Source organism: Cutibacterium nasicola (genome assembly GCF_052654715.2).
Map to the genome: position 1 here is coordinate 446,844 of NZ_CP199745.2, position 24,247 is coordinate 471,090.

Here is a 24,247-nt window from a genome sequence, read left to right on the forward strand (position 1 = left end):
AGGCTGGGACCGGGCGAGTGGCGCGACATGGGGCTGTGGGCCATAGACTCGGCCTCATGGAACAACTCCACGACGTCGTTCTGGTGGTCGACTTCGGGGCGCAGTACGCCCAGCTCATTGCTCGCCGGGTGCGCGAGGCGAACGTCTACTCCGAAATCGTCCCGCACAACATGCCAGTGCGCGAGATCCTCGCCAAGGAACCTGCTGCGATCATCCTTTCCGGTGGTCCGGCCTCGGTCTACGCGGATGGTGCACCGAGTGTCGACCCGGCCCTGTTCAACGCCGGCGTTCCGGTGATGGGCATCTGTTACGGATTTCAGGCCATGGCTCAGGCCCTTGGTGGCCAGGTCGCCCATACCGGGGCCTCGGAGTACGGACGCACCAGCCTGTGCATCACCTCCTCGGGACAGCTGCTCTCCCGTATTCCGCACACCATCAGCGTGTGGATGAGTCACGGTGACTCCGTCTCCCGTGCTCCGGTGGGGTTCTCGACCCTCGCTCGTACCGCAGGTGCCCCGGTGGCAGCCTTCGAGGACGTCGAGCGCAAGCTCGTCGGTGTGCAATGGCACCCGGAGGTGCAGCATTCCGAATCCGGTCAGACGGTCCTGGAGCACTTCCTCTTCGACATCGCCGGATGCCGCCCGGACTGGAACGCCAGCTCCATCGTCGGCGATCAGATTGCCCAGATCCGTGGCCAGGTCGGTGATCGTCGTGTCATCTGTGGGCTGTCAGGCGGCGTCGACTCCGCAGTTGCCGCTGCTCTGGTGCAGCGTGCCGTCGGTGACCAGCTCACCTGCGTCTTCGTCGATCACGGTTTGCTGCGTCAGGGAGAGGCCGAGCAGGTCAAGCACGACTTCGTCGAGGCCACTGGCGCCGACCTGGTGGTGGCAGATGAGTCCCAGCGCTTCCTGGACGCCCTGGCCGGAGTCACCGATCCCGAGACCAAACGCAAGATCATCGGCCGCGAGTTCATTCGCACCTTCGAGGACGTCGCCAAGCGTCTCAACGCCGATCAGACGATCGACTTCCTGGTGCAGGGGACCCTTTACCCCGACGTCGTCGAGTCCGGCGGTGGCGAGGGGGCTGCCAACATCAAGAGCCACCACAACGTCGGGGGCCTTCCCGACGATCTGCAGTTCAGCCTCGTCGAGCCGCTGCGCATTCTTTTCAAGGACGAGGTACGAGCCGTCGGTCTGGAGCTGGGCCTGCCCGAGGAGATCGTGTGGCGTCAGCCCTTCCCGGGCCCAGGCCTGGGCATCCGCGTCATCGGCGAGGTGACCAGGGAGCGCCTCGAGGTGCTGCGTACCGCCGATGCGATCACTCGTGAGGAGATGAGCGCGGCTGGTCTGGACCGCAAGGTGTGGCAGTGCCCGGTGGTTCTGCTTGGTGACGTCCACTCGGTGGGTGTGCAGGGGGACGGACGGACCTACGGCTCGCCGATCGTGCTGCGGCCGGTGACCAGTGAGGACGCCATGACGGCTGACTGGGCACGCATTCCGTACGGCGTGCTGGAGAAGATCTCCACCCGAATCACCAACGCATGCCCGCAGATCAACCGAGTTGTGCTCGACATCACCTCGAAGCCACCGGCCACCATCGAGTGGGAGTAAGACGGCTCCATGACGTGACAGGGCCCGTACCGCGACTGATCGGTACGGGCCCTGTGTGTTGAAGGTCAGTCTTCCCTGTACGGGTCGAAGGTCTCGTCGGGACGATGTGGAGCCGTCGTCCGAGTGACGTTCCAGGTGTCTTCGGACCGGCGCGCTGACTGCTTGTCCCGTGCCTTCCTCGCGACATCACCAGCCACGCTCGCGCCGCTGCCCTCGTCCGGGATGATCATCCACAACACGAGATAGATGAGTGGTCCCGAACCGGCAGCGAGAATCAAGACTGCTGCGACGATGCGGACGAGGGTCGGGTCCAGATCGAAGGCGTTGGCAATGCCCTGGCAGACGCCGCCGATGATGCGGCCCTCCTCGGGCCGGGTGATCTTGGTGGCCATAGGTCGGTCCTCCTGAGTAGTGGCTTGCATCCATGGTGCCATGATGTCTCCACAAGTCCGTGTCCCTGTGACGGACCGGGGGAGCATCAATGAGCGCGGGTTGCCCCGGAGATGGCCACACATGCAACGGGCCCCGTCATATGACGGGGCCCGTTGCATGTGTGGGGTGACAGATCAGGAGGTCACTGGTTCTTCTTCTTGGTGATGGCGCCCCAGATCCACAACACGATGAGAGCGCCGACGATCGAGACGAGCCAGGTCCACAGGTTCCAGAAGGTGCCGAGGGGCTTGTCGAAGATGAGTGAGCCGAGCCAGCCACCGAGCACCGCGCCCACGACCCCGAGGAGGAGGGTGACGAGGATGCCGCCGCCCTGCTTGCCCGGCATGATGGCCTTGGCTATGGCGCCGGCGATGAGTCCGAGAATAATCCATGCAAAGAATCCCATGCATCCAGTGTCGTTGACGATGGGGCAAAACGTCCAGCAACGATGGCCGATCCCGGTGGAAAATTAGCCAAAAACACACATTGTTATCGACGTCAACAGCAATTTGACTAGGTAATACGATATTTTTACGCTGGCGACGGAATCTCAGAAAAATGGCCGCCACGGCAACAACAGTGTCTCGGTGAATTTCGCAATGCGCGATCGGGACTGCCATTCGTCGAGGGTGAGCTCCACGCAGTTCGCCATGTCAATCTCGAATATTTCAGCCATCCGCTCGGCGACGGTGGGATCCGTGATGGCGATGTTGACCTCATAGTTGCCCTGGAGGGACAACCTGTCGAGGTTGGCCGTGCCGATCGTCGACCAGATGCCGTCAATGGTGCAGGTCTTGGCGTGCACCATGGCGCCCTGGTAGAGGAACAACCGCACCCCCTTGTGGAGGAGCTGGTCGTAGTATCCACGGCTCAGCCAGTCGGCGATGACGTGGTTCGACTCGGCGGGAATGACGATGCGCACGTCGACCCCGCGGGAGGTCGCCTGGTGCAGGGCAGCGACGACGTCGTCGTCAGGGATGAGATAACCCTGGGTCATCCAGATTCGCTCGCTGGCACGGTCGATGGCCTCGAGGTACATGTTCCGAATGGGGTAGACAGCCATCCGCGGGGAGTTGCGGTGTACCGCGAACGGTGTGTCCCAGTAGCGCACCTCGGGGGAGGGCAACACCGGCTGAGTGTGCCGCAAGACCAGCGCCCCCTTGGGTCGCTGGTTCCACATGTCGACGAAAGTGTTCTCCAACTCTCCGACGGCCGGGCCGGTGAGACGGGCGTGGGTGTCACGCCACCGATCTGCATAGAGGGACCCGATGTTGTACCCACCGATGTAGGCGACGTCGGAGTCGACGACGAGGAGCTTGCGGTGGTCCCGGCCCATGTTGCGGATGGTCGGCACCCACGACGGGGTGACCAGCGGTTGGGCGCGCACATGGACACCGTGCAGGTTGCGGAAGAAGCGCGGATCGACGACCAGGTTGGCGAAGGTGTCCCACATCGCGTAGACCTCGACGCCTCGGGCGGCGGCATCGACGAGAGCTTGCCGGAACTGCCGACCGACCTCGTCATTCTTCCAGATGAAGGTTTCGAGATAAATGGTGTGCTGGGCAGCCTCGATGTCGGCGATCATCGCCGCGTAGAGATCACGGCCGAAGGTGAAGATCTCGACCTGGTGCTCACCCACCTCGAGGGACTTCACCGGTGCGGTGGGGAAACGGTAGGGACGGCGGCCTCGCCGCTTGACGCCGTTGAAGGCGACGAGCCCTGCCATTGTGGCCATCTGAGCGGCAATCGTTCCGCCTGCCACCCAGTGCAGGACTCGGCGGCATGTGATTTTCTGGCGAGGGCCCCGGATCATGTGCTCAGGGTACCGGGCCTCGAACACCGGCTGAGAGGTAGTCGGCGTCGAGAGCCCGGGATCGTGGTGCCGGGGGTCATCAGCGGCGCAGCGCCCGTCGCGCCAACCAGTTACCCAGGAACTGGGCCAGCTGGACGACGATGATGATCGTCACGACGGCAATGGCCGTCACCGTCCAGTCGTACCGCTGATAACCGTAAGTGATGGCGAACTGCCCCAGGCCACCACCGCCCAGAGCACCGGCGATGGCCGTCATGTCGACGATCGCGATGAGGATGTAGGTGTACCCGAGGATCAGCGGGCCCAGGGCCTCGCGGGCCACGACGTCGAAGAGGATCCGCCAAGGACCGGCACCCATGGCGCGCGCAGCCTCGATGACGCCCGGCTCGACGGTGACGAGGTTCTGCTCGACGATCCGGGAGATCGCGAAGGTGGCCGCGATGCACAGCGGGAAGGTGGCTGCACGAACGCCGATCGTCGTTCCGACGACCTTGAGGGTCAGTGGCGCAATCGCCGTCATGAAGATGATGAACGGAATCGGCCGGATGATGTTGACGATGACGTTGAGGACGGTGTGGACGACCTTGTTGGCGAGCAGCCCACCCCGACGGGTGGCATAGAGCAGGATGCCCAGCACCAGTCCACAGATACCGCCGATCACCAAGGTGATCAGGGCCATGAAGAGGGTTTCCCAGATGGACTGCAGATATATCGGACGCAGGTAGTCACTCATCAGTGATCCTCCTGACTGGTGGCCGTGGTGGACGCCGTGTGGGAGGCGTCAGCCAGGATCCTGGCAGCCTTCTCGACGGCCCTGGCGGGACCCGACAAGGCTACGGTGTAGTTCCCCAGTGAGCCGCCGTGGACCTTGATGACCCCACCGTGGATGATCCGGAAGGCCGCCTCGGTCTGGCCGATACGAGCTAGCGCGTCCCCGAAGGCGTCACTGGACACCGAGCTGACGTCGACCAGGCGAGCGTCAGGGTTCTCGGCGCGCAACCGGGCTTCTTCCTCCCCGCTGGGATGCTGACCGATGATCGTCGACAGGAAGCGCTCGGTGGTCTCAGACTTCGGATGGGCAAAAACCTGTTGGGTGCTCCCGGTCTCGACCAGGTGTCCAGCTTCCAGCACCGACACCTGCTGGGCGATGGAACGGACGACCTCCATCTCGTGGGTGATGACGACAACCGTCACCCCGAGAACCTCGTTGACACGCTTGAGCAGGGAGAGGACGTCAGCCGTCGTCTCCGGATCGAGGGCGGAGGTGGACTCGTCGGCCAGCAGGATGGACGGCTTGGTGGCCAGCGCCCTGGCGATTCCGACTCGCTGCTTCTGCCCGCCGGAGAGCTGGTCCGGATGGTCCCACGCCTTGCTCGTCAGTCCGACGAAGCTCAGCAACTCAGTGACGCGCTCCTTCTCCTGTGCCTTCTTCCAATGAGCCAGCTTGAGCGGATAGGCGACGTTGTCGTAGATGGTCCGTGACCCGAACAGGTTGAACTGCTGGAAGATCATCCCGATGTCGGCCCGCAGCGGGCGCATCGCCTTGTCGGAGAGCTGGGAGACATCGGTGCCGTCAACCAGGACCCGTCCGCTCGTCGGGGTCTCCAACCCGTTGATGAGGCGTACCAAGGTGGATTTTCCGGCGCCAGAGTGTCCGATGACCGCCGAGATGGATCCTCTCTTGATCGCCAGGCTGACGTCGTCAAGGGCTCTCACCGATCCGGTACGGGTATGGAAGTCCTTGGTGACGTGGTCGAAGACGATGTGATCGGGACACTGTGGCGCCGAAGCAGGCGTGACGTCTGTTGCCATGGTGGAGCCTCGCTGGAAAACGGATGAGTGTCAGGAATTCGACTTCTTGATCTCGGTGGTCAGATCGTCCAAGATCTTGTCGAGATCTGCCTGGGGACGATCAGCGACGATCTTCGCCGTTCCGCCGGACTGCCTGATGATCGACTTCTGGACATCAGGATCGGACCACAGCTTAGCGACCTTCTTGTAGGTCTCGTTGTTCTTGTCGGCGTCCTTGGCGGCGATGATGTTGATGTAGGGGTCGGCTGACTTGCCGGTGGCGTCGTCCTTGTAGACAACCGTGTCCAGGTCCAGTCCGGCATCGGTGGCGAAGTTGTTGTTGACGACCGCGGCGTCGACACCGCTGAGGGAGGCAGCCGTCTGGGCGGCGTCAATGGCCTTGACCTTCACCTTGGACTGGTTGGCGATGACGTCGGCAGGGGTCGACAGGGCAGACCCGCCGTCGCGCAGCGTGAGCAGCCCGGCCTTCTGCAGCACGAGGAGGGCGCGCCCCTGGTTGGTGGCGTCGTTCGGAATGGCGACGGTGGCCCCGGCTGGGAGCTGGGAGACCTGCTGGTACGTCTTGGAATAGATGTTCAGCGGCACCACGTAGGTCGCGGAGATCGCGGTGAGGTTGTCGTGATTCTTCACGTTGTAGTCGGCCAGGAAGAGCAGGTGCTGGAAGACGTTGAGGTCGACCTGGCCCTGGGAGAGAGCGACGTTGGGCTGGGTGTAGTCGTTGAAGCTGACGACATCGATGTTGATGCCCTCCGCGGAGGCCTTCTTCTTGAGGACCTTCCAGTAGTCGTTGGCGGCCTCGGTGGTACCAATCTTGACGGTTGTCGTCCCGCCAGCTGCCGAGTCATCCCCCTTGTTCTTGTTCACTGCGAAGATGATGCCGGCGATGAGTGCGACGACGATGACGATGATCGCGACGATGACACCCTTGGAGGGACGGTTGTGGGGCTTGTCGGGGAGTGCTTCGGCGGTGGTCATGGTGATGCTCCTGAAATCTGGTCTGGAAAGGACGACGAATGAGGCTGGGATGGGGCGAGATGGGGGTCGCAGGTCGGACGTGCCGACTCGGTGTCGTGCTCGCGGGCCCGATCATGCTCAATGCACAGAGCTTCTCGCAGGAAGGGTGTGTGGCGAGTATCAGGCCACTGTTCCCGTGGTCCCGCTGGGGTGAACGACGACGTATCCGTTCAGCGGGTGCCGGTCATTCGTGAGGTGCACATCATCATGGCGAACATCTCGACGGCGCACTGGTGGGCGTCCACGAGGTGGCGAAAGACCACTGCCATGATTCCTGCTCCTGTGTTGGGGTGCTTGGGGCACCGTCGCGCTTGTCGTGCCGTCTGGACACGACCAGGTCGTCACACGGGGCACCCTGCTCTCGCGATGGGTTGCCGTCCGGCAAGCCGTGGCTTGACACCGGATCTCAAGACCTTGTCGGCAGGCTATGGGCGTGGAGGTCGCGATGTCAACTCGTGGTGTTCATGTGGTAGGACGAGACGGGAAAGGTTGATGAGGACATTCCCGTCTCGTCCCCCTCGGACGGTGGTGAGGCCTGCTCACAGGTTGTCGGCAGCCTCCAGGAGATTGTGCGCCGAGATCCTCAGTCCCTCGACATCGCCGTACTCGGCGTCCTCATGTTCGATGCTGACGTTCATGGTGGCAGTGGCGGTGTGGACGGCTCGCAGGAACCTTGTCCAGTACTCGACATCGTGTCCGAGCCCGAATGCGACGAAACGCCATGCCGGGTCCTCGGGCCATGAGGTGCACCAGTAACCGGGTGCCACGGGGGTCTTGTTCGGCGCTTCGGCGGGGACGTGGCCGAAGTCGGTGTCCAACACACCACGGTATGCGGCTCCAGGCAGAATCGCCGTGTCCTTGGCGTGGACGTGACCGATGAGCTCACCCATGCGCTCCACGATGGCGATGGGATCCATCTGCTGCCAGAACAGGTGGGATGGATCCATGTTGACTCTCAGATTCGTCGCTCCAGTCTCCGAGATGAGCCGCTCGAAACTGGGCACATTGAAGACGAGATTGCGTGGGTGCAGCTCCAGACACACGTTGACGTCGTTGTCGCGAGCCAGCGCATCAATCTCCTTGAGGAACGGGACGACGACGCTCCACTGGTAGTCGAGGATCTCCATGTCGATCCCATTCCAAGGATTGACGATCCAGGTGGGGTAGTGGGCGTCGGGGTCGGTTCCAGGTGTGCCAGACATGGTGACGACGTCCTTGATGCCGAGCTTCCCGGCAAGACGGATCGCGTTCCTCAGGTCTTCGGCATGCTTGATTCCTTCCTCGGCAAGTGGGGAGGTCGGATTGCCATTGGCGTTGAGACCGATGATCTTCATCTCCTTTTCGGCGAACAGCCCCAGGTAGTCGTCACGCGCTGTCTGGGAGGAGAGAAGTGAGTCCACCGGGCAGTGGGGGGACGGGATGAATCCGCCCACATTCACCTCGGCACCAGTGAGACCAGTGCTCTTGAGGATGTCGAGTGCCTCCGAAAGGCTGTAGCTGGAGAGACAGGCTGTGTAGGCGCCGTATGTCATCGTCATGGGAGTTCTCCTGTCGTTGAGTGTGGCTGGTCAGTTGTTGAGGTGGGAGACGTCGACACGGGCCCCTCCGCGTGCAGCAGATTCGGCGACTGCCTGGGCTATGAGCATTTCTCGATATCCGTCGGCAAATGTTGCGCAACGAGGGAATGAGTCATCTTCTTCCATTCCTGCGACTTGTTGCAGGAACGCATATGCCTGGTATGTGAACTGCTCGATCTGGGTGCAGCCCACCCCTCCGAAGGCCATGGACGAGCCTCGCTCGAAATAGGGGAAGGTGGGGTTGACGAGCACTTGGCGTGGTCCGGACAACCCGGCCGGGGCGCTGGCGTCGTCGACCATGATCTCGCCGGTGCGCGCCAGGTCCCAGTAGGCGCGACCCCGTGATCCGTGGACGTCGATCATCATGGCGTTGGGCATTCCCCAGGCGATTCGGGACGCCGAGAAGGTGCCCACGGCACCATTGGAGAAGGTTGCGGTGAAGGATGCGACGTCGTCATTGGTCACCGAGGCCATCTCGGCCGAGGCATTGTCCAACGTGGTACCCCGAGTGACATGGCCACGGGCGACCGGACGCTCCTTGATGGCGGTGAGGAAGGTGCCACCTGCCACCGAGACGAGTGGTCCGCAGATGGTTTCGGCAGTGTCGATGAGGTGGGATCCGACGTCCCCCAGGGCCCCCGACCCCATGGGCCCGCTGTAGCGCCAGGCCATCGGAGTGGAGGGGTCGGCGCCGTAGTCGCACCAGTAGCGGGCGTTGATGTGGTGAATCGTGCCCAGATGCCCGGTCTCCACGAGTTTCCTGATTTGTGCCACGGATGCATTGCGACGGTAGGTGAACCCGGTGGAGGTGATGATTTCGGGATGATCCTCCTCGGCCTGGGCCATTGCCTTGGCATTTTCCAAGGTGTCGGCCAGAGGTTTCTCGCACAGGACGTGTTTTCCGGCCCGGATCATGGTTTCGGCGATCTCACGGTGCAGGGCATTGCCGACGACGACGGAGACCATGTCGATGTCGGGATCATCGGCTATCTCATGCCAGTCCGTCACGGCTCGCTGATAGCCGTAGCGTTGTGCTGCGTCCTGGGCGAAGGGTTCGTAGGCGTCGGCGATGGCAGCGAGCCTGACCTTGGGCAGGCCGAGATCGAAGACCGTGCCGACCTGTCGCCACGCATTGGCATGTGTTGTCCCGGCCATTCCGGCGCCGATGACGGCGACCGATAGTGTCTTGTCCACGATGTGTCCTCCTTGACATTGGTGGGGAGCCTCGGTGGAGGCGCTTGTGGGGGTGTCCGTGAGCGTCCATGGAGATCTCAGGATTTGTCCGGACTTATTGGCGGTTCAGTGAGTGTAGCGCTGGTGCCGGGGTTGAGGAAGGGGGATCAGAAACGTTTTTGTCATCAGGATGTGAGCGAAAGGAAGCAGAAATGCGCAGTGGGAAGGATGGTGTGACGATCGTCGCGGTGGCCAGAGCGGCCGGTCGATCCATCTCCACGGTGTCTGCTGCCCTCAATGGGGCACCTGGAGTGGCCCCGCAGACCCGCCAGGACATCTTGCGGGTAGCGGCAGAGCTGGGATACCGGCCAAACCCTCGTGCACGTCTCATGCGCGCGTCACACACTGGCCTCATCGGCGTGTCATACCGGCCCGGGCAGGCCTTTCAGGCTGAGCTCGTCGATGCGCTGTATCGGGCAGCTGAGTCCTGTGGGCACGGACTCGATCTCACGGCGTCCACCCCGCGTCATGGTGAGGTCGATGGCATCAGGGCTCTGGTGCGCAACCGCTGTGAGGCCATCATCGTCGTCGACTCTCGTGTGGCACCCGGTGAGCTCTTGGCTGCTGCTGAGGGGGTGCCTCTTCTGCTGATGTGTCGAGAGCCATGCGCGGGAGCTGATGCGGTGCGCTCCCAGGACGAGGTGGCACTGACTCGGCTGGTCGATGAGATCGTCATGACTGGGCGCCACGATGTGGTCTACGTCGACGGTGGGGAAGCACCGTCGACGCAGTTGCGGGCCAGAGCCTTTCGGGCAGCGATGAGAGCCCACGGGCTGAAGGCGCAGGTCATGAACGGCGGTGAGACCGAGGAAGCGGGTATTCGCGCGGTCTGTGACCTGGCTGAGGGGCCTGGTCTGCCGCAGGCCATGCTCTTCTACAACGATCACGCGGCACTGGGTGGGTTGCTGGAGCTTCGCCGACGCGGGGTACACATCCCCGAGAGGGTTGCCCTGGCTGGGTTCGACGGGATTGCGGCCTCGGCGTTGAGTGCAGTTGGGCTCACGACAGTGCGTCAGGATGTCGATGTCATCGCTGAGGTTTCGGTGCGTCATCTCATTGGTCGGCTGGGTTGCCAGGATGGTGGGGTGCAGATGCCCACGGGTCTCGACGTGCATCGCGCGCAGAGTGCCGGTGGTGGAGTGGTCTACACCGTTCCAGCTCGGGTGATTCGGAGAACGACGACGCAGGGGTGATGGACGTGTTCTCAAAAATGTAAGAACAAATATTGGCGAAAACTGGATCGGACATGTATCCTGAAGGTCATCCGAAACGATTCGGATGACCTTCGCGCTGAGTCATTGACCAGAGGAGTGACGATGATGTCCAAAGCGATCAACACTGTTGACCCGAAGTTTTCCCAACTCACCATCGGTGTGTGTCCAGACCAGTGGGGAGTGTGGTTCCCCGACGACCCCGCACAGATGGATCCGCGACAGGCGTGGCAGGAGATGGCCGAGGCCGGGTTCGATGTCGTCGAGACCGGTCCATTTGGTTACTTTCCCACCGATCCCGAGGAACTCCAGAAGTGGTGTGACGACTACGGGATGCGTGTCGTCGCCGGGACCGGCTGGGGAATCCTGCACAAGGAGGAGGCGTGGCCCCAGACGTTGAAGACGTTCCGCGCCATCGCACAGACCCATGCCGCGGTGGGTGCAGAGTACATCGTCCATCTTCCTCCGCTGTACCGTGACGACAAGACGTGGGAGTGGACGGATGAGCGTGTTCTGGACGGTGACACCTGGAAGCTGTACGTCGAACACGCCAATGCGCTGGGCCAGATGCTTCTTGACGAGTACGGCCTCAAGATGGTGCTGCATCCTCACGGAGACTCCCACATCGAGACCCCCGAGGAGATCGCGCGCATCCTCGAGGCGACCGATCCCACCTACGTGAACCTGTGCCTGGATTCCGGGCATGTCGTCTATGGCGGGGGAGACCCCGTCGAGCTGTGCCGGAAGTACCCCGAGCGAATCGGTTACGTGCACATCAAGGCCTTTGACGAGGCCATCACCAAGGAAGCCCACGAGAAGGACTGGCCATTCGGCGAGGCTGTCACCAAGGGGGCATCGGTGTGTCCGCCCGAAGGCCTGCCCGAGATGCATGAGTTCGTCAATGCTCTGGCCGACCTCGACAAGCCGATCTACGCCATCTGTGAGCAGGACTGCTACCCCTGTGACCCCTCCTTCCCCAAGCCCAACGCCATGAAGATGCGTTCGTACCTGGCTGAGTGTGGGCTCGGACTGGCCTGACCGGATTCGACACCTTCCATGTAACTGTTCAGACGGAGGACAAGGACAATGACAGTACGAATTGGACTCATCGGTGCCGGTGGGATGGGACGTGCCCATCTGGCTCGTATCCACGACGATCTCGCAGGTGCACAGGTCGTGGCAGTGACCGACGTGGTCAACGATGCCGCGCGCTGCGCAGCGGAACCCTATGGTGCCAAGGTGTGTGACAACTCCAGTGACCTCATCAATGATCCCGAGGTTGACGCCGTCGTCATCGCGACCTTCGGCAAGGTGCATGCCCCCGATGTCCTGAAATGCATCGAGGCTGGCAAGTACGTCCTGTGTGAGAAACCCCTGGCAACCACGGCACAGGACTGCCTCGACATCATGGCGGCGGAGGGGAAGGCCGGCAAGAAGCTCGTCACCGTGGGCTTCATGCGTCGGTTCGACTCCGCCTACAACGAGATGAAGACGATTCTGGACAGGGGAGCCAACGGAGAGGCGCTCTTGGTGCACAACCGGCACCGCAACCCCAGCGTCCCGGAATCGTACACCTCGCGAATGGCCATCGATGACACCGCGATCCATGAGATCGACACCATGCGGTGGTTGCTGGGTGAGGAGATCACCGAGGTCCGAATTGATCGACCGAAGCTCACCCAGCGTCGATTCGACCATCTCATCGATCCTGTGGTCGTCGTCATGCGCACCGAGTCCGGCGTGCTCATCGACGATGAGGTCAATGTCAACCTGGAGTACGGGTACTCCATCGAGTGTGAGCTCGTCATGGAGAACGCTGCGGTGCGACTGGGCGATCAGGAGAAGATCCACATTCGTGACATCCACGGCGATCGGAACGCCATGTGTCAGTCGCACATCGACCGGTTCCAGGGCGCATTCAATGCGGAAGTCCAGTCGTGGATCAATGCCGTTGCCGTTGATGAGCACACTGGCTCCACAACATGGGATGGATATGCGGCGACGGCCGTCGTCGAAGCTGCGGTGGAATCCTTGGACAATGGCGGTCGGACCGTGACCGTCGACCTCGTCGAACGTCCCAGTCTGTATCGCTGATTTGTATGTGACCCGTGGCCTTGACACATCCAGGAGGCGTGGCAGTCGCCTCGTGGTGACGAGGCCAGGGTCGGAGAGGAACACCCATGGTGGACATTGCCCTTGATCCCAACATGTACTACATGACGATGTCGACTCCGGACACGTTGCGAAAGGCACGTGAACTGGGCTTCGACTTCGTGGAACTGTCACCCAACAACGAGCTGCACCTGTGGCATCACTATCCCAAGGCCGATCGCGCATTCCTTGACGAGATTCTTCGTGCCGAGAATCAGACCGGGGTGAAGGTACGTACCCTCAACCCGGTGTTCAACTGGTCCTCCCCCGACGAGGCCGAGCGCCGGGCCCAGGTGCGCAACTGGCGTCGTCTTCTCGAGATCGCCGACTATCTCGACGTGCGCGACATCGTCTCGGAGTTCTCTGGTGATCGCAATCGGGCCAGCCGATCGGAACAGCAGTGGTACCGATCGATGGAGGAGTTGATCCCTGATTTCGAGAAGTACGGTGTCCGACTGGCCATGGAGGCCCATCCGTACGATTTCGTCGAGCTCCATGACCGGGCGTTGGAACTCGTCCGGTCCATCGACAAGGACTGGGTCGGCTACGAGTACTGCTGCCCGCACACCTTCCACCTGTCGGATGGGGCCGGAGACGTGTCCCGGATGATTCGTACTGCTGCTCAGGCCGGAAAGCTGCGTGAGGTCCACGTCGCAGATGGTTTCAACCACCGCGCCAATGATGGCAACAGGTACATCATCAATCCCCCCGGTGCCGACGTCACCGTGCACCAGCACAATGTCATCGGGCAGGGCGAGGTGCCGTGGGAACAGGTTTTCTCGACGCTGCGCGAGGTGAAGTTCGATGGCGTGCTGAGTGTGTGCGTCTTTGGCTGGCATGAGTACGCAGACGACTACAACCGCGCGGTCCTGAAACGGTTGAAGGACGAACTTGGCTGAGGGAGTTCGACAACTCTGCTGATGTGGTGCTTGTGGGGGAGGGCAACCTTCCTGCAAGCACCACACCCTTGCGGGGCGGTACGGGGAACGACGTGGTCCGGGTGTCGATCCCGGGCGCGCCGTGACGCTGTTGTTGAGTGTGATCGGTTCTGCGTCGGTGCGTTGCCTCGAGAGCCGCATGTCTCACATCAGCAGGTAGAGGGCAGAGATGATCGTCAGAACCGTGACGATCGGCGTGAAGACTTTGTCGGTCATCCTCCTGGCAAGAGCGCGTCCTGCACACCCGGAGCCGATGACGACGGGGGCCAGAATGGCATCGATCATCAGCGTCCCGGGCTGAATGATTCCCAGGCCGATGGAGAACGGCACCTTGATGACGTTGACCAGGAAGAAGAACCATGCCGTGGTGCCCAGAAAGGTGGACACGGGGAAGCGAGATGCCAGGAAGTACATGCTGGTGACCGGCCCACCGGCATTGGCAGCCATGGTTGTGAACCCAGCGAGAGTGCCGTACGTGGCTCTGCCAATCCGGCCCTGCACCTTGGGCGGGTGGGGGAGTCGCATGAGGACGAGCGTGGCGGCGATGAGGACGAGCAACAGACTGCCGATGAACACCTTCGTCGTGGAGTCCGAGGCGAATCTCAGGAAGACGGCGCCGAGGACGATCCCCATCAGCACTCCGGGGACGAGCCGGCGCAAGGTGTCCCAGTCCGCATCGTGACGGTACGTCCAGACGGCAAGGACGTCGCCGACGAGCAGCAGCACGAGCATAGTTCCGGTGGATGCCTTTGCGGGAAGCACGGCAGCGAACAGTGCGACGGCAAGGGTCGCTGCGCCTGGAAGAGCCGTCTTCGAGACGCCGATGCAGATCGCGGCTGTCGTGAGGAGGAACCAGTCAAGGAGAGACATCATTGTCAGCACGAATAAGGTCCATCTCTTGGTGTCGCACGGCAAGGTGCGATTGTCGATCGTGTGAGGTCTCAGGGGAACACAGGTGGGCCTACCGTGGGAACGTCACGGTAGGCCCACCTGTGCTCTGGTGATCAGTGGGGTCAGGGAGCTGCAATGAGTACGTCACGTACCAAGGCGTCGAGGTCGGCGTCAGCCTGGAGGAACTGGCGGAGGGTCTTGCGGGTGGCGCCGAAGTCGTCGAACTCCTCGATCGTCATTCCATCCGGGTCATAGGCACGCACGAACTCCGGCATCTGCATGAGGGCGTCAAGACGCTCTGCAGCAACCGGCTCGTCAATGCGGGCAACGGCCTTGTAGTCGGAGTCGTTGATGCGCTTCTGCCACTTGAACGGAGGGGAGACGACGAGGTCGCCGCCGACCAGCTCGGACCACTGGAGGACGTTGCGGAACGCGGCGCACAGCACCCGGGAGTGGAATCCGCGCTCGGTGAAGATGCGGTGGGCGCGCTTGATCGCTGCGATACCGGCCCACTCCAGGTGCCCGGGGTCGATGAAGAGGCGGTCGCGTTCGGCAACTGTCTTGAGCCAGTCGTCGAGTCGCCCGGCCATGATCGTGACGACCGGCCCCATCTCGTCAATGGGCTTGCCCTCGTCCACGCGACGCTGCAGCCCGCGCTCGATGGCCTCGGCGGAACGCACTGCCTGGGCAACGGTGAACGACACCGTCACGTTGACCGAGACGCCACGGTAAGTGGCCTCTTCGATAGCCTTGATGCCCACCGAGGTGCAGGGGATCTTCACGATGATGTTCGGTGCAAGGTTGCTGAACTCCTCGGCCTGGTCCGCCAGTGCCTCGGCATCACGGTGCAGGCGCGGATCGGTCTGGATGGAGAGGCGGCCATTGCGGCCCTTGTGCTCGATGAAGATGGGTTCCAAGAGTTGTGCGGCCTCGACCGACATGTCCTTGATGGCCTGCCACCCAATGTGGGACTCTCCCCAGGTGGGATTGTTCTCGGCGATGACGCGGATGCGGTCCTCCCAGACATCTGGGTGTTTCCTGATCGTCGTGTAACCGATGACGGGGTTGCAGGTGGCGCCGACGCCGCCATACGCGATGGATTGACGAAGTTCATCCAGGTCGGCCGAGTCGTTCCACAGCGCAGTGGGCGTCGTGCGGGAAGCGTCAAGGAGTGGGCCGGGGGTGTACTCGATGCTCATGGCAGCTCCTGTGCGAGATCTTGTCGGCGCGTCGTCGTCGCCGAGTCCATGAGTACAGTGAACACCCCAGGCATTGTCCTGTCAAATGAGCGTGCCGGTGGATCAAGCGTACACCGTGTTCTCGTAGGAGTAGATGGATGCGCGGTACACGTGCTGGCCAAACTCGATGACACGGTTGGAGTCGTCGCATGCCGTGCGCTGCATCGTCAGCAGCGCGGCGCCAGGTGGTTCGTTGAGCAGGCGTGCCTCATCGGATGTGGCGAGTCGGGCGCTGAACTTCTGGTGTCCCACGGCAACGACGACACCCCTGTTGCGCAGATGGTCATACAGGCCAGTGTCCGCGAGCTCGTCTGCGCTGGGGGCGAGGTCCACCGGCATCCAGTTCGTCAGGATCGCGAGAGGCTCGTCGCGTGACATGCGCAGTCGACGGAAATGGGCCACCTGGGAGTCGTTGGGCAGTCCGAGCGCTGCGGCTATGGCAGGTGGAGCTGCTTCCACGTTCCAGTCGAGCACGCTGGTACGTGGAGTCTGACCAGAGGCCTGCAGGTCGTCGTAAAGGCTTGTGAGGTTCATGGAGCGGTGCACCCGAGTGGGGGTCACCTGGGTGCCTACGCCGCGTCGGCGGATGACGAGTCCTCGTTGGGTGAGGGTCTCGAAGGCCCGCCGTGCCGTGGGGCGCGACACGTGCAGACGGGCAGCCATAGACACTTCGTCCTCGATGCGGGTGCCGGGGGCGAGTTCCCCGGATTCGATGAGCCTTGCCAAGGGTTCGGCGATCTGGCTGTGGAGCGGCTCCGAGCTTGACCTGTCAATGATGATGTCAGCGATGTAGGTCTCGTTCTCCACTGCCGTTCCTCGTTCATGGGTGTGTCGGTATGCGTTCAACTGGGGTAATGCGCCGGGTGGTGCTGTGAACGTTCGTCCTGGGCGATTCTACGGATGTGATGGTCCATGTGCTGCCCATCCTGCTGATGGCGTATCGGACGCCGATCTTATTTGTATTGACATAGTGCCTTCGGCTGGTAGGATACGAGACGTCCGGCATCCTCGATGAAGTGGAGTGGTCATGGTATCCAGTCGGCGTGATCTCGATGTGCTCACGATGGGGCGTATCGGTGTCGACATCTATCCCCTGCAGTACGGAGTGGGGTTGGAGGACGTTACCTCGTTCGGCAAGTTCCTTGGTGGCAGCCCGACCAACGTCGCCGTTGCTGCAGCCAGGCTTCGTCATTCCGCAGCTGTGGTCACAGCAGTGGGCAACGATCCATTCGGTCGATTCTGCCGACGCGAGATGGCTCGGCTCGGCGTCTACGACGACTACGTGCTCGTCGATGACGACCTTCCCACCCCGGTGACATTTTGCGAGATCTTCCCGCCGGACGACTTCCCGCTGTACTTCTATCGACGCCCCACCGCTCCGGATCTGAGGATCACTCCAGATGACATACCCGAGGAGGCTGTGCAGAATGCTCGGGTCCTGTGGCTGTCGGTGACTGGTCTGTGCCAGCAGACTTCCCGGGATGCACATCGCCGTGCCCTGGAGATCAGGGGCAGGACGGAGCACACGATTCTCGACCTGGACTACCGTCCCATGTTCTGGGAGTCCAAGGAAGAGGCCCATGAAGCAGTCTCGGAGATCCTGCCGCAGGTGACGGTCGCGGTTGGCAATCGCGAGGAGTGCGAGGTGGCCGTGGGTGAGACGGACCCCGATCGAGCCGCCCGTGCACTGCTGGACGCTGGGGTTCAGCTCGCCGTCGTCAAGCAAGGGCCCAAGGGCACCTTGGCCATGACTCGTGATGAGCGGGTGGAGGTCGCCCCCACTCCGATCGATGTCACCAATGGGCTTGGAGCCGGGGATTCCTTCGGTGGCAGCCTGTGTCATGGTCTGCTGGAGGGATGGAGCCTGACCGAGACGATCCAGGCGGCGTCGGCTGCGGGTGCCTTGGTGGCCACTCGGTTGGAGTGCTCCACTGCCATGCCCTCGGAGCCGGAACTGTTTGCGATGATGGCGGACCATCCGGATGTCGCCGTCAAAGAGGAACATCTGTCATGACAGGTACACCACTCATCGACAAGCTGGTGGATCTTCGGCTCTCCGACGCGGTGGGATTTGCGGCTCGGATCAGGCAACGTCCGCGGGCCACGTGGTCTCCCACCGACCCGCTCATGATCGTCGCAGCTGATCATCCCGCCCGTGGTGCGCTCGCCGCCGGTGGTCAGCTTGATGCCATGGCAGATCGGGAGCAACTCCTCGAGCGGTGCGTCACCGCCCTGGGACGTCCCGGGGTCAATGGGTTCTTGGGAACCGCTGACATGGTCGCCGATCTGGCCAACCTTGGTGCGCTGGACGGCAAGGTCGTCTTTGGATCCATGAACCGAGGTGGATTCGCTGGTGCGTCCTTCGAACTCGATGACCGGATGACCGGCTACGACGTCAACGGCGTCGTCACTGATGACCTTGCCGGGGGCAAGATGTTGCTGAGGTTCGACCTGTCCGATCCGGGAACGGTCCAGACGGTGCAGACGTGCGCTGAGAACGTGACTGCCCTGGCCAGGGCGCGGCGAATCGCCATGGTGGAGCCATTCATCTGTCACCGTACTGCCGACGGTAGGGTCGTCAACGACCTCTCGACCGACGCAGTCGTCAAGTCGGTGGCCATGGCTTCAGGGCTTGGTGCAGATACGTCGTGGACCTGGCTCAAGCTGCCAGCGGTCGATGACATGGAGAAGGTGGCGTGTGCCACGTCGTTGCCCATCCTCCTGCTCGGGGGAGAGGTGAGTGAGGACCCCGAGTCGACTCGGCGTCGCTGGGCCAGGGCGCTCGCCCCACGCAACGTCCGCGGACTCGTCCTGGGACGTTCTGTCCTCTACCCGCCGGACTCAGACGTGGCAGCTGCCATTGACAACGCTGTTCAACTGTTGGGAGCACAAGCATGACTGAACTGGTTCTTCGATCTGGGAGCACGGGCTCGGGTTCCTGTGACGTTGACGTCACCCCTGAGCGAGCTGGATGGACATACTCCGGTCTCACCGTTGCGAAGCTCGCGGAGGGCGAGACCCTCGAGCTGGACACCAACGGCCATGAGTACCTGGTCCTGCCTCTGGAAGGGGCGTTCGCCGTGCAGGTCGGTGACGTGCACGCTGATCTTGCCGGGCGCAGCACCATCTGGGGTGAGGTGACTGACTACGTCTTCGTGCCCCGTCACAGCACAATCAGCATCACTGCGCTCGGCGATGGACGAGTGGCGCTGCCACATGCCCTTGCCGACGAGGACCTCGAGCCCAGGTACTGTCCGGCGGAAGAAGTACGTGTCGAGCTGCGTGGGGCAGGCAACTGCTCGCGACAGGTGGTGAACTATGCCGTTGCCAACCCGGTGCGCACGTCCCGGTTGCTGGCCTGTGAGGTTCTCACCCCAGGTGGCAACTGGTCGTCCTACCCTCCGCACAAACATGACGAGGAGTCGGAGGTCGAGCGCGAGCTCGAGGAGATCTACTATTTCGAGATCCGTGGCGACGAGCACGGTCCGGGAATGGCCTTCCATGGAACCTACGGGACGCCCGAGCGCCCGATCCATGTGGCAGAGATGATCGCCAATGGCGATGTGGCCCTGGTGCCGCACGGTTGGCACGGGCCGTGTGCGGCTGCTCCCGGGTACGACCTGTACTACCTCAACGTCATGGCTGGGCCCGGGAAGGCCGAGTGGAAGTCAGTCGACGACCCGCACTACGGGTGGATCCGCCAGACGTGGGAGAACCAGGGAATTGATCCCCGTCTGCCGATGGCAGTGGACGACACGAAGGAGCGATGATGATTGAACAGACTGTGAGGCTCAGCGTCGGGCAAGCCATCGTGCGGTACCTGACGCACCAGTACACGGAGCGTGACGGAGTCGAGCATCGCTTCATCCCTGGGGTCTTCGGGATCTTTGGTCATGGGAACGTCACTGGTCTGGGGCAGGCCCTCCTCCAGAACGAGGTGGATCCCGTTGATGAGGAAGGGCATCTTGACTACTGGATGGGCCGTAACGAACAAGGCATGGTTCACGCCTGCTCGGCCTTTGCCCGTGCCACCAACCGGTTGCAGGCATTGGCTGCCACGGCGTCCGTCGGTCCCGGCTCCCTCAACATGGTCACTGGTGCGGCCCTGGCCACCACCAACCGGGTGCCGGTTCTGCTCTTTCCGGCGGACATCTTCGCTAACCGTGCGCCCGATCCCGTGCTGCAACAGTTGGAGGACCCCACCAATCCCGACGTGTCATGCAATGATGCGTTCCGTTCCGTCTCGAAGTTCTGGGATCGGGTGAATCGCCCGGATCAGCTCATGGTGTCACTACCGCGCGCGATGCGGGTGCTCACCGACCCCGTGGACACCGGCGCCGCTGTCATCTGCCTGCCCGAGGACGTGCAGACCGAGGTCTACGACTGGCCGGTGTCCTTCTTCGCCAAGAAGGTCTGGCACATTGACCGGAGGGTCCCCGACCGTGCCGCCGTCGCCCGGGCGGTGGAGGCGATTCGTGGTGCACGACGTCCACTCATCATCTCTGGTGGAGGCACGATCTACTCCGAGGCATCCCAGGAACTGCGTGATTTCGCGTCGGCCACCGGTATTCCGGTCGCCGACACCCAGGCTGGAAAGGGTGCCATCAACTGGGATCATCCGTGTGCAGTGGGCGGTGTTGGGGCGACCGGTTCCGACTCGGCCAATGCGTTGGCTGCCCAGGCCGACCTCATCATCGGTATCGGCACCCGGTACTCCGATTTCACCACTGGTTCGCAGACAGCCTTCAGAAACCCGGACGTGAACTTCGTCAATGTCAATGTGGGATCCTTCGACGCAGCCAAACAAGGTGCCCAGATGCTGCTGGCAGACGCTCGAGAGGCTCTGATGGTGCTGTCGGATGAGCTCGCGGACTACCACGTTCCCCAGGAATGGAGCGATCTCGCCGTCAAGGAGGCCAATGCTTGGGCCAAGGTGACCGATCGGTGCTACCACCTGGACCACGGTCCATTGCCGGCGCAGACCGAGGTGTTCGGGGCTCTCAATGAACTCATGGGTGACGATGACGTGATCATCAATGCCGCAGGGTCGATGCCTGGTGACCTGCAGTGTCTGTGGCGCGCCAGCACTCCCGTGCAGTACCACGTCGAGTACGCGTTCTCATGTATGGGTTATGAGATTCCGGCGGCCTTGGGCGTCAAGATGGCACGGCCGGACTCCGAGGTCGTGGCCATCGTGGGTGACGGCACCTACCAGATGCTCCCGATGGAGTTGGCGACGATCGTCCAGGAGGGGGCGAAGGTCATCCTCGTGCTGCTCCAGAACCATGGTTTCGCATCGATCGGTGCGCTCTCCGAGTCCCACGGATCTCAGCGATTCGGCACGAAGTATCGGCAGCACGACGGTGGTCAGGGACACGTCGTCGGGGACGATGCCCTGCTGCCTCTCGACATTGCGGCCAATGCTCGTTCGTGGGGGGTGAACGTCTTGAAGGTCCACACCATTGACGAGTTCAAGGAGGCATATCGCCAGGCCGAGGCATCTGATCGTGCCACGATGATCCACATCGAGACCGACCTGTACGGACCCAACCCGCCTGCCTCGGGTTGGTGGGACGTCCCGGTGCCTGCGCAGTCGCGGTTGGAGTCGACGCAGCGAGCCCACGCCGAGTACGTCGAACAGGTTGCCGCACAGCGCAGGTTCTTCTGACTGGCTCGCAGGCCGGTGCCGCAACGACTGACGGCGTGAGACATGTGGAGGGGATCCCCGCTCAGGCGGGGGATCCCCTCAGTGTTGTGGTCCCTCACCGTCCGTGCACCACGTGTCACCTCGTGATCGTCACGACCTGGACTGGGGCCGAGTGCGTTCAGGCGTTGTCGAAGAAATGCATCAGGCTCAACGCGATTGACGCGGTGGCGGTCAAGAGGCCGGAGACGATGGTCAGGTATGGAGCATCGTTGACGAGCCCTGCGATTGCCAGGGCGAAGAGGACCAGTGCTGCCGGGATGAAACGGAGCAGAGTGACTGCGTGATGCTGCATGCCCGATCTCGCGCTGGCCAAGGGGTTCAGGGTGATTCCAGATTCGACATGGCTGTAGGTCATGTGCGGTGTCTTAACTTCCTCTCGGACGCCGAGACACGGCTGCACGGCCGCGCTCGGCACGGCCGTGTGCACGCCCGAAGAGTGCTTCGGGCGGGTGGGCTGGCACCCACCGGAGCCCATGTTAACACAATTGACCGTGAGCCTGCACCGATTGCGGTCGTGAGCTTGACGCAGTCCCATTGACTCCCGAGGGACTCCCTCGACGATGTGGAGCCAGCCGGAGGCCCCGGGTCGGGTCGAACTGTGGTCTCCCACCGGTCACACCTCCTGGTTTTGAAGGGTGCGTCAACGGCGACCTGTTGGAGGGTGTCGCAGGCCCAGCCCTTGTCCTGACTGGCGCACATGCCTCCGGACGGACAGCACAAGAGGTGAGATCTGTCTGAATGGTGATATTTGTTAGTACAAATAGCGCTTGATGGGCTATCCTGAAGATGTTGGTCACACAGCTGGCCAACATCGACGTCCATCGACAACGAAGGAGTTCTCGAGCATGAAGACCATCAAGCACTGGGTCGGCGGTGAATACTACGAGGGATCCCCGCTGGGTGTGATTCCCGTTGAGAACCCTGCGACTGGTGAGGTGACCGCAGAACTGCTGCAGGCGTCCAAGGAGGATCTGGGCCACACCGTCGAGGTGGCACGCGAGGCGCAGAAGGAGTGGGCGAGCTACTCGCTGGCGAAACGAGTGGCCATCATGTTCCGGATGCGTCAGCTCGTTCTCGATCATCAGGACGAGATGGCACGGCTCATCGTCAGGGAGCATGGCAAGAACTATTCCGACGCCATCGGTGAGATCCAGCGTGGCCGGGAAACCCTTGACTTCGCGACCGCCATCAACGTGGCTCTCAAGGGCGAGTACTCCCACGACGTGTCCACCGGGGTCGACATCCACACCACCCGCCAGCCGGTCGGTGTCGTCGCAGGTATCTGCCCGTTCAACTTTCCGGCCATGGTCCCGATGTGGATGCATCCGCTGGCCATTGCGACCGGAAACGCCTTCATCCTCAAGCCGGCCTCACCCACACCGTCGGCATCGCTTCTCACGGCAGAGCTGTACAAGGAGGCTGGACTTCCCGACGGTGTGTTCAACGTGCTCTCGGGCGATCGTCGCAGTGTCCAGGACATCTTGGTCCACCCGGGTATTGATGCCATCTCCTTCGTTGGTTCGACCCCAGTGGCTCACATCGTCCAAGACACCGGCGTGAGCCATGGCAAGCGCGTCCAGGCTCTCGGCGGTGCGAACAACCATGCCATCGTCATGCCCGACAGCGATCTTGACTTCGCTGCCCAGCACATCTCCGCATCTGCCTTCGGTGCCGCCGGTGAGCGTTGCATGGCTCTTCCCGTGGTCGTCGCCGTGGGAGGTTGTGGTCCGAAACTGGCTGAGAAGGTCAAGAAGCATGCCGAAGCCATCAAGGTCGGCGAAGGCATGGGTCACGGTGTTGAGATGGGGCCGGTCATCTCTGCCAAGGCCAAGAACCGTATCGTCGGCCTCATCGATGACGCGCAGGAGCGCGGCTCGAAGGTCGTCCTCGACGGTCGTGGCCTCACCGTCCCCGGTTACGAGAATGGTCACTTCCTTGGACCGACCATCCTTGACGATGTTCCCCTGGACGCCCCGGTCTACACCGAGGAGGTCTTCGGTCCGGTGCTCGCCATTGTTCACGCCGACACCTACGAAGAAGCCCTCAAGATCGTCAATGACCAGCCCTTCGGCAACGGTTCGGCAATCTTCACCAATGACGGAGGTGTGGCCCGTCGCTTCACCCTCGACGTGGAGGCGGGCATGGTCGGTGTCAATGTACCGATCCCGACCCCTGTCGCGTTCTACTCCTTCGGTGGGTGGAAGGAGTCGCTCCTGGGTGACACCCACATTCATGGTCCCGAGGGTGTCACCTTCTACACCCGTGCCAAGGCCATCACCGAGCGGTGGCCAACGGAGAAGACCTACGCGGCGACCATGTCGTTCCAACGTGACGAGTGAGGTCCGAGCACAACAGCCTCGGGCGCCGTTGATCGTGCAGTCGTGTCCGTGATGCTGATGGCAGTGGGGTGGAGTGCGCATGTCGTGCTCCACCCCACTGTGTTCACTCAGCTGTCGAGGTTCCCTGCTCATGGGTGTTTTCGAGGCAGTGGTCGTTCTTCGTGCGTGGCTGTCGGGAAGGGATGAATGGTGCGATGCAGGCCTGTTGCCGTATCGGAGTGATCATGACGGGAGCTTGCTCGAGATGAGTGACACTGAATGCCGGGGGCACTGGACATGTG

The 24,247-nt window shown here is 62.3% G+C and carries 22 protein-coding genes and 1 riboswitch; of the genes, 10 read left to right on the top strand and 12 right to left on the bottom strand.

Features of this window, described 5'->3' with window-relative positions:
• Positions 1-56: 56 nt before the first annotated feature.
• Positions 57-1,610: a glutamine-hydrolyzing GMP synthase gene (gene guaA / locus ACUCCZ_RS02080; RefSeq protein ID WP_435917833.1), complete on the top strand. Its 1,554-nt coding sequence runs from the start codon at positions 57-59 to the stop codon at positions 1,608-1,610.
• A 65-nt stretch (positions 1,611-1,675) separates the two neighbouring features.
• Here the strand turns inward: guaA and ACUCCZ_RS02085 are convergent, their stop codons facing one another.
• The 8 genes from ACUCCZ_RS02085 to ACUCCZ_RS02120 form a co-directional block, all read right to left on the bottom strand.
• The gene (locus ACUCCZ_RS02085; RefSeq protein ID WP_435917832.1) at positions 1,676-2,002 is read right to left on the bottom strand and encodes a PspC domain-containing protein; all 327 of its coding nucleotides are present in this window, start codon (positions 2,000-2,002) and stop codon (positions 1,676-1,678) included.
• Between the two features lie 182 nt (positions 2,003-2,184).
• Positions 2,185-2,448 carry a GlsB/YeaQ/YmgE family stress response membrane protein gene (locus ACUCCZ_RS02090; RefSeq protein ID WP_435917831.1) on the bottom strand — a complete coding sequence of 88 codons (264 nt, stop codon included), beginning with the start codon at positions 2,446-2,448 and terminating at the stop codon, positions 2,185-2,187.
• Positions 2,449-2,592: 144 nt separating this feature from the next.
• A complete protein-coding gene (locus tag ACUCCZ_RS02095; RefSeq protein WP_435917830.1) occupies positions 2,593-3,855 on the bottom strand; it encodes a phospholipase D-like domain-containing protein in 1,263 nt (420 codons plus the stop codon).
• A gap of 79 nt (positions 3,856-3,934) precedes the next feature.
• On the bottom strand, positions 3,935-4,588 hold the full coding sequence (locus tag ACUCCZ_RS02100; protein WP_435917829.1) for a methionine ABC transporter permease: 654 nt from the start codon (positions 4,586-4,588) through the stop codon (positions 3,935-3,937).
• Entirely contained in the window at positions 4,588-5,667 is a 1,080-nt protein-coding gene (locus ACUCCZ_RS02105; protein WP_435917828.1) for a methionine ABC transporter ATP-binding protein, read from the bottom strand. The genes ACUCCZ_RS02100 and ACUCCZ_RS02105 overlap by 1 nt, the downstream gene beginning before the upstream one ends.
• Positions 5,668-5,697: 30 nt before the next feature.
• The gene (locus ACUCCZ_RS02110; protein WP_435917827.1) at positions 5,698-6,642 is read right to left on the bottom strand and encodes a MetQ/NlpA family ABC transporter substrate-binding protein; all 945 of its coding nucleotides are present in this window, start codon (positions 6,640-6,642) and stop codon (positions 5,698-5,700) included.
• A gap of 341 nt (positions 6,643-6,983) precedes the next feature.
• A riboswitch (SAM riboswitch) is annotated at positions 6,984-7,095 on the bottom strand.
• Positions 7,096-7,220: 125 nt separating this feature from the next.
• Positions 7,221-8,219 carry a sugar phosphate isomerase/epimerase family protein gene (locus ACUCCZ_RS02115; protein ID WP_435917826.1) on the bottom strand — a complete coding sequence of 333 codons (999 nt, stop codon included), beginning with the start codon at positions 8,217-8,219 and terminating at the stop codon, positions 7,221-7,223.
• Between the two features lie 30 nt (positions 8,220-8,249).
• Positions 8,250-9,413 (bottom strand): Gfo/Idh/MocA family protein, encoded by a 1,164-nt coding sequence (locus ACUCCZ_RS02120; protein ID WP_252906082.1) that lies wholly within the window; start codon positions 9,411-9,413, stop codon positions 8,250-8,252.
• Between the two features lie 230 nt (positions 9,414-9,643).
• Here ACUCCZ_RS02120 and ACUCCZ_RS02125 point away from each other — a divergent pair, with 230 nt between their 5' ends.
• The 4 genes from ACUCCZ_RS02125 (at position 9,644) to ACUCCZ_RS02140 (ending at position 13,752) form a co-directional block, all read left to right on the top strand.
• Positions 9,644-10,684: a LacI family DNA-binding transcriptional regulator gene (locus ACUCCZ_RS02125; protein WP_435917825.1), complete on the top strand. Its 1,041-nt coding sequence runs from the start codon at positions 9,644-9,646 to the stop codon at positions 10,682-10,684.
• A 123-nt stretch (positions 10,685-10,807) separates the two neighbouring features.
• A complete protein-coding gene (locus tag ACUCCZ_RS02130) occupies positions 10,808-11,740 on the top strand; it encodes a sugar phosphate isomerase/epimerase family protein (RefSeq protein ID WP_016666002.1) in 933 nt (310 codons plus the stop codon).
• Between the two features lie 48 nt (positions 11,741-11,788).
• Positions 11,789-12,796, top strand: coding sequence for a Gfo/Idh/MocA family protein (locus tag ACUCCZ_RS02135; protein ID WP_435917824.1), 1,008 nt, complete (start codon positions 11,789-11,791; stop codon positions 12,794-12,796).
• Positions 12,797-12,882: 86 nt separating this feature from the next.
• Positions 12,883-13,752 (top strand): sugar phosphate isomerase/epimerase family protein, encoded by an 870-nt coding sequence (locus ACUCCZ_RS02140; RefSeq protein WP_435917823.1) that lies wholly within the window; start codon positions 12,883-12,885, stop codon positions 13,750-13,752.
• 183 nt (positions 13,753-13,935) lie between these two features.
• On the opposite strand, the gene ACUCCZ_RS02145 is transcribed toward ACUCCZ_RS02140, so the two are convergent.
• The 3 genes from ACUCCZ_RS02145 to ACUCCZ_RS02155 all read right to left on the bottom strand — a co-directional run bounded on the left by ACUCCZ_RS02145 (position 13,936) and on the right by ACUCCZ_RS02155 (position 16,727).
• Positions 13,936-14,664, bottom strand: a complete 729-nt coding sequence (locus tag ACUCCZ_RS02145) for a sulfite exporter TauE/SafE family protein (protein WP_435917822.1) — start codon at positions 14,662-14,664, stop codon at positions 13,936-13,938.
• Between the two features lie 140 nt (positions 14,665-14,804).
• Positions 14,805-15,881, bottom strand: coding sequence for a transaldolase family protein (locus ACUCCZ_RS02150; RefSeq protein WP_016665998.1), 1,077 nt, complete (start codon positions 15,879-15,881; stop codon positions 14,805-14,807).
• A gap of 102 nt (positions 15,882-15,983) precedes the next feature.
• Positions 15,984-16,727, bottom strand: coding sequence for a GntR family transcriptional regulator (locus ACUCCZ_RS02155; RefSeq protein ID WP_016665997.1), 744 nt, complete (start codon positions 16,725-16,727; stop codon positions 15,984-15,986).
• Between the two features lie 220 nt (positions 16,728-16,947).
• Between ACUCCZ_RS02155 and iolC the strand changes: the two genes are divergently transcribed.
• The 4 genes from iolC to iolD are packed head-to-tail and all read left to right on the top strand — an operon-like array spanning position 16,948 to position 21,588.
• The gene (gene iolC / locus ACUCCZ_RS02160; protein ID WP_435917821.1) at positions 16,948-17,934 is read left to right on the top strand and encodes a 5-dehydro-2-deoxygluconokinase; all 987 of its coding nucleotides are present in this window, start codon (positions 16,948-16,950) and stop codon (positions 17,932-17,934) included.
• Positions 17,931-18,818 (top strand): Cgl0159 family (beta/alpha)8-fold protein, encoded by an 888-nt coding sequence (locus ACUCCZ_RS02165; protein ID WP_016665995.1) that lies wholly within the window; start codon positions 17,931-17,933, stop codon positions 18,816-18,818. The genes iolC and ACUCCZ_RS02165 overlap by 4 nt, the downstream gene beginning before the upstream one ends.
• Positions 18,815-19,690 carry a 5-deoxy-glucuronate isomerase gene (gene iolB, locus ACUCCZ_RS02170; protein WP_063279534.1) on the top strand — a complete coding sequence of 292 codons (876 nt, stop codon included), beginning with the start codon at positions 18,815-18,817 and terminating at the stop codon, positions 19,688-19,690. Before ACUCCZ_RS02165 ends, iolB begins: the two co-directional genes overlap by 4 nt.
• Positions 19,690-21,588, top strand: coding sequence for a 3D-(3,5/4)-trihydroxycyclohexane-1,2-dione acylhydrolase (decyclizing) (gene iolD / locus ACUCCZ_RS02175; RefSeq protein WP_016665993.1), 1,899 nt, complete (start codon positions 19,690-19,692; stop codon positions 21,586-21,588). The genes iolB and iolD overlap by 1 nt, the downstream gene beginning before the upstream one ends.
• A 157-nt stretch (positions 21,589-21,745) precedes the next feature.
• Here the strand turns inward: iolD and ACUCCZ_RS02180 are convergent, their stop codons facing one another.
• Positions 21,746-21,982 (bottom strand): hypothetical protein, encoded by a 237-nt coding sequence (locus ACUCCZ_RS02180; protein ID WP_435917820.1) that lies wholly within the window; start codon positions 21,980-21,982, stop codon positions 21,746-21,748.
• A 490-nt stretch (positions 21,983-22,472) separates the two neighbouring features.
• Between ACUCCZ_RS02180 and ACUCCZ_RS02185 the strand changes: the two genes are divergently transcribed.
• The gene (locus ACUCCZ_RS02185; protein ID WP_435917819.1) at positions 22,473-23,966 is read left to right on the top strand and encodes a CoA-acylating methylmalonate-semialdehyde dehydrogenase; all 1,494 of its coding nucleotides are present in this window, start codon (positions 22,473-22,475) and stop codon (positions 23,964-23,966) included.
• Positions 23,967-24,247 lie beyond the last annotated feature (281 nt).